The sequence below is a fragment of the Pseudidiomarina sp. genome, from assembly GCF_048267825.1.
GTDB lineage: Bacteria > Pseudomonadota > Gammaproteobacteria > Enterobacterales > Alteromonadaceae > Pseudidiomarina.
This window is the reverse complement of sequence record NZ_JBLWWR010000012.1, coordinates 64,737-72,090: the sequence shown is the minus strand read 5'-3', so window position 1 is coordinate 72,090 and position 7,354 is coordinate 64,737. Positions and strand designations below refer to the sequence as shown.

At 47.6% G+C, this 7,354-nt stretch carries 8 protein-coding genes; 1 reads left to right on the top strand and 7 read right to left on the bottom strand.

Going from position 1 to position 7,354, the window contains the following annotated elements:
* The 4 genes from ACN0UN_RS09840 to rpsU form a co-directional block, all read right to left on the bottom strand.
* The coding region (locus tag ACN0UN_RS09840; protein ID WP_417659826.1) for an RNA polymerase sigma factor region1.1 domain-containing protein at window positions 1-93 on the bottom strand (93 nt) is incomplete at its 3' end.
* Between the two features lie 160 nt (window positions 94-253).
* Window positions 254-640, bottom strand: coding sequence for a DUF3192 domain-containing protein (locus ACN0UN_RS09835; RefSeq protein ID WP_417659824.1), 387 nt, complete (start codon window positions 638-640; stop codon window positions 254-256).
* Between the two features lie 180 nt (window positions 641-820).
* Window positions 821-2,572 carry a DNA primase gene (gene dnaG, locus ACN0UN_RS09830; protein WP_417659823.1) on the bottom strand — a complete coding sequence of 584 codons (1,752 nt, stop codon included), beginning with the start codon at window positions 2,570-2,572 and terminating at the stop codon, window positions 821-823.
* Between the two features lie 194 nt (window positions 2,573-2,766).
* Window positions 2,767-2,982, bottom strand: a complete 216-nt coding sequence (rpsU, locus tag ACN0UN_RS09825; RefSeq protein WP_034733010.1) for a 30S ribosomal protein S21 — start codon at window positions 2,980-2,982, stop codon at window positions 2,767-2,769.
* A 452-nt stretch (window positions 2,983-3,434) separates the two neighbouring features.
* On the opposite strand from rpsU, the gene ACN0UN_RS09820 reads away from it, so the two are divergent.
* The gene (locus ACN0UN_RS09820; RefSeq protein ID WP_417659822.1) at window positions 3,435-4,064 is read left to right on the top strand and encodes a MarC family protein; all 630 of its coding nucleotides are present in this window, start codon (window positions 3,435-3,437) and stop codon (window positions 4,062-4,064) included.
* Here the strand turns inward: ACN0UN_RS09820 and tgt are convergent.
* The 3 genes from tgt to ACN0UN_RS09805 form a co-directional block, all read right to left on the bottom strand.
* Window positions 4,057-5,172: a tRNA guanosine(34) transglycosylase Tgt gene (gene tgt, locus ACN0UN_RS09815; protein WP_417659821.1), complete on the bottom strand. Its 1,116-nt coding sequence runs from the start codon at window positions 5,170-5,172 to the stop codon at window positions 4,057-4,059. The genes ACN0UN_RS09820 and tgt overlap by 8 nt on opposite strands.
* A gap of 52 nt (window positions 5,173-5,224) precedes the next feature.
* Window positions 5,225-6,271 (bottom strand): tRNA preQ1(34) S-adenosylmethionine ribosyltransferase-isomerase QueA, encoded by a 1,047-nt coding sequence (gene queA / locus ACN0UN_RS09810; RefSeq protein ID WP_417659820.1) that lies wholly within the window; start codon window positions 6,269-6,271, stop codon window positions 5,225-5,227.
* 129 nt (window positions 6,272-6,400) lie between these two features.
* The gene (locus ACN0UN_RS09805) at window positions 6,401-7,336 is read right to left on the bottom strand and encodes a hypothetical protein (protein WP_417659819.1); all 936 of its coding nucleotides are present in this window, start codon (window positions 7,334-7,336) and stop codon (window positions 6,401-6,403) included.
* Window positions 7,337-7,354: the final 18 nt, after the last annotated feature.

Sequence of the window (7,354 nt, the reverse complement as noted above, 5' to 3'; positions counted from 1 at the left end):
TAGGTGATCATTCACTTCCGCAAAAGTGAGATAACCTTGCTCTTTGCCTTTGGCAATAAGAAGCCTGAGCTGTGATTGACGACTCTGCTGCATACAGATCTACCACCTGTTATTAAATAGAAAAGTAACCGGTCTTAAACTTACGGCGACTTAGATAATGTGTGAACTTTCACACGCTTTATATAAGTGCGTGAGGTATAAAATTCAAGACCGGAAATTGTAGCAGATACTGTCGTTTTCAGCCAGAATTTAATCAGTTATTGTGCGGAATTCGCGATACCGCCAGCTCGCCGGTGCCAATCAGTTTGCCATCAGCAAACACCAGTGGCGTGCATTCATCACGTGTGGTGTTGCCGTCAGCATGCACGCGCTGAGTGCGATAATAGAGTACACGATAGCGTATGCCATCCACGGTCCACAGGTCTGAGAAATCTGGAGTTCCAAGCTCGTGTTGCGCAGCTTGCAAGGTCATACCATCGGTAAACGATGCGATGGTTGAACGGTTATTTTCCTCTAGTTTCGAGTAACTGCCCTTGTCGCCGTAGCCTTCGCCGTCACCGTTAACTGCGATTACACACCCTTGTAAGCTTGCAGCGCCAATTAATACAGCGCCAAATGCCGCAGCCTTTACAAAACCCATAGTCATCTCCTGATCATTATTTTTTAAGGTTAGTTTAATTATTACATGACTTTATTACATGAATAGCTATGCAAACAAAATGCCAACTATGTAACAGATTGTTTTTAAGGGGTATATTCTAATTATTCGAACCACGGATTGGATAGAAGCACTAATCGTTAGCGAAATTAATCACGCAGATTAGCGTTTCCCGCGATCTTTCAAATATTGCAGCAGGGTAAGGTACTCTTGCTTTTCAACTTTACTGAGCGGTGCCGTGCGTTCTTTTTCCAGCAATTCATTTGCGCGTTGCTCGACAAATTGATCAATAAAGTAAGCGAATATATCAAAAAACTCTTGGGTTACTTTTTCAGAATCTAAATGGTGTTGCCAGCGCGCAAGTTGGCGCAAGGGCTTTTCTTCAGGTTCGCCGCGCCATAGCTCAAGTAACTGCGCACTGGTTAGATCTTGTGCATGTGTTTGCTCGTGCAGCTTCAATAGCAGTTGGATGCCAGGCTGCTTTAACGCGCTTAGTTCACTATGGAGCGGAATTTGCCGCCCTAGCTGAGGATGTTGTACTAACAGACCTATCGCACGACGCATTGGCGTCATTTTTAAACTATCTTGAGGTGCTTTTTGGGTGGCAGGAGCTTTAATCTGCGCGGCCAGTTGCGACGCCTCTCGGCGCAATAGCCGTGCCAGGCGCTCCATTAACGTGTCACGATAAAACTCGCTGGCTACACGCTCTATAAGCGGCTTTGCTTGTTTGAGTAACAACGACTTACCTGAGTCTGAATTCACATCAATGGTGTCGGTCAGGTGCGCGAAAAAGTAGTCCGTAAAACTCTGCGCTTTATCTAAGCGTTTGCGAAACTCGTCGGCACCTATTTTTCGTACCAAGGTATCCGGGTCTTCACCATCGGGTAAGAATAGGAAGCTTAACTCAACACCATCGTTAAGTAGCGGTAACGCGTTTTCTAAGGCCCGCCAAGCCGCATCACGGCCTGCTCTGTCGCCGTCGTAGCAGCAGACAACGCGGCGCGTTGCGCGAAACAGCATTTGCAATTGGTCGGTGGTGGTCGCGGTGCCCAGTGATGCAACAGCATAGCTTATACCCGCTTGCGCGAGCGCCACCACATCCATATAGCCTTCAACAATCACGACCTGTTCAAGTTCACGATTCGCTTGTCGCGCTTCGTAAAACCCATAGAGCTCACGGCCCTTATGGAAAATTCGAGTTTCTGGTGAGTTTAAATATTTAGGGCCATCGCCATCCAGAACACGGCCACCGAATCCAACCACACGGCCGCGCCGATCACGAATCGGAAACATCACGCGGTCGCGAAAGAAGTCGTAGTAACGCCCCTGCTCATTACGATTGATCAATTTCAGATCAACCAATTGATCTTTACTGCGCTGATCTTTCGCCAATGCGCTTAAGAGGCCGTCCCACGCGTCAGGGGCATAGCCAATTTGAAACTGCTTAACAATTTCACCGCTTAAACCGCGCCCCTTCAGGTAATCAATTACTGTGGCGGAGTTTTCATGGCGGCGTAACTGATGCGCAAAAAACTTCGCGGCGCGTTCCATTTGTTCATAGTCACTGGACTCTTGCGCTCGTTTTTTCGCATCCGCGGCGGGGTCCGCTGTGGTTTCGCGCGGCACTTCAAGCCCCATCATGTGGGCAAGCTCTTCAATTGCTTCGGGGAATTCAAAACCATCAAACTTCATTAAAAAATCGATGGCATTACCGTGCTCACCGCATCCGAAGCAATGGTAAAATTGCTTGTCGGGCGCTACCGTAAAACTTGGAGATTTTTCATTGTGAAAGGGGCAACACGCTTGATAATTCCGGCCTGCTTTTTTCAGCGGCACACGGCTATCCACAACTTCAACCACGTCGGCACGTTCAAGTAAATCATGAATGAAGCTCTTAGGAATTAAACCTGCCATGCCCTGCCTGTGTTCGCGTTGCGAAAAATGAACTAAGAAAAATGAACTAAGAATTGTACCCTGAGTTGAGATTCGTTCAAGTTAGATTAGTTAATCGGACATGAAAAAGCCGGAATGAGAAAACTCAATCCGGCTCTTCGAGGTCTGCGTTGTAGTGACACCGCTATCGGCTGTGCCGCTACGGTACCAGTTTATTAATACAGACGAGTGCGACGTGCATTTTCACGCGATAATTTTTTCGCGTGACGCTTAACCGCAGCAGCTTTTTTACGCTTACGTTCAGAAGTTGGCTTCTCGTAAAATTCGCGACGACGAACTTCTGATAATACACCTGCTTTCTCGCAAGAGCGCTTAAAGCGACGTAACGCTACGTCAAACGGCTCGTTTTCTTTTACTTTAACAACTGGCATTAAAATCTCACCTCAATGAAAATTCTGTTGTTGGATTAACTGTTGGTTATCAATGCTGATTCATAGAGAATCACGATAGATAACCACTACAAATAACCACTACGTTTAAATTTGGTGCTGAATTGTAGCGAGTTCAGATCCTGATGTAAAGCCTAAGATCGATTTTAATGCTGGTATTGGGAAGGAAGCGCCGCCGCTGCGAGACAGGCTGAAAACAGGGCTCGCACGGGGTGCGACGACACTTCCAAGAGCATAATGAAAACAATCCGATAACAGTAACGCCAGGGGAACCGCTACTTTTTACGTTATTGAATTGTAAAAAAGTATCGCACAACTATGCGACAGAATGCGTCGTTATGATTCAGTGATTTCTAAATTACAATAAATATCATGAAGTTCCTACAATTAGTTTGTACACTGTATGCACTTTATTTATGCTCGGAGCGGCTTCGATGCTAGACACGTTTTTATTTCAATTCACCTCGCTATTTACCATGATTAACCCTATCGCGGCGGTTCCTATTTATATTGCGCTTACCGAAGCAATGACGCCCAAAGCCGCGCGCTGGGTTGCGATGCGCGCTTCCATTACCGCGTGTATAGCGCTATGTGTATTTGCTTTGGTGGGTGAAGCAATTTTTAGCTTCTTTAGTATCTCGGTAAATGGGTTACGCGTTGCTGGTGGTATTTTGTTCTTCGTAATGGGTTTTGAAATGTTACGCGGTAGAACGGTACCTAAGCGGGTTGATGGCGAGACCGAGAGCGATTTTGGCTCAGATGTTGCCGTAACGCCAATCGGTATTCCAATGGTTGCCGGCCCTGGTGCCATCACAATGGTGATTTTGTTTATTCAAGAGAGTACCGCCACCACCAATTCTATCAGTTTATTCGGTGCGATTATCGCTGTCTGCGCGTTAACCGCAGTGGTGCTTGCCACGGGTCGCCAGTTGTTGGCTAAATTGGGGCGCAGCGGAAGTAAGATATTGATGCGTTTAATGGGTTTGATAGTGATGCTTATTGCGGTCGAATTCTTCTTTGCCGGCATTAAGCCTTACATTCTGGATATTGCCCGCGCTATTTAAGCGCGGGAACGTCCAAATTACGTTGCGCATAAAACTCTGCAACATGCTCTTCCAAGCGATCCTGCTCAATTGCGTCGCGTAAGTCCTGCATAACCTTCTGATAGAAGTGCAGATTGTGAATGGTGTTTAGGCGCCCACCTAACATCTCATTCGAGCGATCTAAATGGTGCAAATAGGCGCGCGAGTAGTTTTTACAGGTGTAGCAATCACATTCAGGGTCAAGCGGCCCAGTATCCGTGCGATGCACAGCATTTCGAATTTTCACCACGCCAGTACTAATGAATAAATGCCCGTTACGAGCATTACGCGTTGGCATCACGCAGTCAAACATATCAACGCCACGGCGCACCGCTTCAACTAAATCTTCTGGTTTTCCCACGCCCATAAGGTAGCGCGGTTTATCAATTGGCATTTCAGGTGCGATATGATCAAGAACTCGCATCATATCTTCTTTAGGCTCACCAACTGATAATCCACCAATAGCATAGCCGTCAAAGCCAATGTCAGTCAGCCCTTCAAGTGAAATGCTACGCAGCTCTTCGTACATGCCACCTTGAATGATGCCAAATAGCGCCGATGGATTGTCGCCGTGGGCGGTTTTGGAGCGCTCGGCCCAACGCAATGACAATTCCATGGAGCTACGGGCTTCTGCCTGGGTGGCTGGATACGGCGTACATTCATCAAAAATCATGACAATGTCGGCGCCAAGATCTCGTTGCACTTCCATCGACTTTTCAGGCGTTAGCAAGATTTTTTCGCCATTGATGGGCGAGCGGAATGTGACGCCTTCTTCGGTGATTTTACGCAGTTCGCCAAGGCTGAATACTTGAAAACCGCCTGAATCCGTTAAGATAGGCTTGTCCCAGTTCATGAAGTCATGCAAATCGCCATGCTGCTTAATAATTGCGGTACCGGGGCGAAGCATCAGGTGGAATGTATTGCCTAAACAGATTTGTGCCCCTGTAGCTTTCACCTCTTCGGGTGTCATGCCTTTTACGGTACCAGCGGTACCAACGGGCATAAATGCTGGGGTATCAACAACGCCACGGGCGAAGGTCATACGGCCTCGGCGCGCTTTGCCCGAGGTTTTTAATAATTCAAATTTCATTTTTTCACCGAAAAATTAACACGGAAAAACAGTCCGAGGTGCACATTATACCCTAGCGCGCTGCTCGGGTCACAAACATCGCATCGCCGTAGCTAAAGAAGCGATAACGTTCTGCGACTGCTTCAGCATACGCATTCAATACGTTGTCGCGGCCAGCAAACGCGGACACCAACATAATTAACGTTGACTCCGGTAAATGGAAATTGGTGATCATAGCGTCGACTATTTGAAACGCGTAGCCTGGATAAATAAAGATATCGGTATCGGCAAAGAACGGTTGTAACTCCTCGCCTTTCACCTTTGCCGCTTGTGCAGCTGATTCAAGCGAGCGCACAGACGTTGTCCCCACCGCAATAACTCGACCGCCGCGTGCGCGCGTTTCTTTTATAGCGCTTACAACGTCCTCTGGAACCTCCGCATACTCACTGTGCATGTGGTGTTCTTCAATATTATCAACCCGCACCGGCTGAAAGGTTCCTGCGCCAACATGCAAGGTCACGTAAGCGAACTCTACGCCCTTGTCTTGTAGCTGCTTTAAAATTGCATCATCAAAGTGTAAACCTGCTGTTGGTGCTGCCACAGCGCCTGGCTTTTTGTTGTAAACCGTTTGGTAACGCTCACGATCGCTCGCTTCATCCGGTCGGTCAATATAAGGTGGTAGTGGCATGTGTCCACGTGCTTCAAGCACATTCAAGACGGGTTCAGAGGTATGAAAATACAACTCAAAAAGCGCATCGTGGCGGCCTAACATTTCTACTTCGACAGCCCCTTCCAAAATCATACGCGCACCCACTTTCGGTGAACGATTGCTGCGCAAATGCGCCAGCACGCGATGCTCATCGACGATGCGTTCAACTAACACCTCAACCTTTCCGCCGGACACTTTTTCGCCCAACATACGCGCAGGAATTACTCGGGTGTCATTAAAGACCAATAAATCACCGGCGTTCAGATGACTGACGATATCTTTAAACTGCTGGTGCATGACGTTACCGCTTGTACCATCAAGGTTTAGCAAACGGCTCGCGCTGCGCTCCGGTTGGGGATAGCGCGCGATTAATTCATCGGGAAGTTCGAAACTAAAGTCTTTAACATTCATATTGGCTTCATCGGTGCGTTGTGAGCGCGTACTTTACCGTTTTTGCGCTGTGAAAAAAAGCACAGGCAAAAAAAAGCGCGCCTAAATAGACGCGCTAAAAACGAGATGACAACCGATCAGGGAGACCGGTTAAAATGAATACGTCACAGCCTTGGCTAAAAGATCATTCACACCGTCATTTCCTTGGCAATTGGATAACGAACTCTTACTGAAGATATATATTTTATCCCGTCCGCCTGCGTCTTTATTGCCAGCACCTTCTAAGACAAAGCTCACATTTTCGTTATTCGGCAATGCTTTGAGTGTTACGCCATAGTCGCAGAGCGTTTCGGCCATGGTTCGTTCAAACTCAGCAACCTGCTGCTGCAACTTTTCGTTGCGCTGCTCACGCCGTTCCTGCATGTTTTTGCGAATTTCCAGGGTTGCTTCGCGCAGCTCATTTTGTGCTGCATCAAGCTTTGAGCGTGCCGCTTCCAAATCTTTACGCGCAGTTTCAAGCTCTTGCTCGAGTTTCTCACGTCCATTCGCTTCTGCTCCTTGAAGTGAATATTCAAGATCACGAATTTTGCGGCGATATTCGTGTACAGCGAGTGTTTGCTTACCCACTTCTTGTCCCCGCTCTGCAACCATTTCATAGGCTTCACCCGGTTCTTGAATAATCTCAACGTCTTCGCCGTCGTCAGTTTTGATCACGCGCTTTTCAATAAATACAGCGGGACTCGGCGGCGCCATTGGTGCACCCGGTGCGGCTGGAGCCTCAAAGTCGAAGTCAAAATCGAAGTCGAAATCGAAGACACGTCCAAAATTCACTCGATAAACAACACCTTGCCCTGCTAAGTAGTCGTAATTAAGACGCTGTTGTTGCCAATGCGCAATGCGGCGTTTGCCGGTATCGCTATTTTGTTCCAATTTGGTATTTAAAATACTGCTCATCACTTCAAGTTGCTCCTTCAGAGCATTACGTCGTGAAGCGTCACTGTCTTGCGATGCCTGAGCGGCAACAGTCGCACAACCAGCGATTACCGCTGCAGCTAAAGACACTGTCAAAATTTGTTTGCGTAACATATCTATCCCCTACTCACG

What these genes read in the sequence shown, in the direction of transcription:
- rpsU (WP_034733010.1), bottom strand. Translation starts at nt 2,982, where the DNA reads ATGCCAGTTGTTAAAGTAAAAGAAAACGAGCCGTTTGACGTAGCGTTA.
- dnaG (WP_417659823.1), bottom strand. Translation starts at nt 2,572, where the DNA reads ATGGCAGGTTTAATTCCTAAGAGCTTCATTCATGATTTACTTGAACGT.
- ACN0UN_RS09805 (WP_417659819.1), bottom strand. Translation starts at nt 7,336, where the DNA reads ATGTTACGCAAACAAATTTTGACAGTGTCTTTAGCTGCAGCGGTAATC.
- ACN0UN_RS09820 (WP_417659822.1), top strand. Translation starts at nt 3,435, where the DNA reads ATGCTAGACACGTTTTTATTTCAATTCACCTCGCTATTTACCATGATT.
- queA (WP_417659820.1), bottom strand. Translation starts at nt 6,271, where the DNA reads ATGAATGTTAAAGACTTTAGTTTCGAACTTCCCGATGAATTAATCGCG.
- tgt (WP_417659821.1), bottom strand. Translation starts at nt 5,172, where the DNA reads ATGAAATTTGAATTATTAAAAACCTCGGGCAAAGCGCGCCGAGGCCGT.
- ACN0UN_RS09835 (WP_417659824.1), bottom strand. Translation starts at nt 640, where the DNA reads ATGGGTTTTGTAAAGGCTGCGGCATTTGGCGCTGTATTAATTGGCGCT.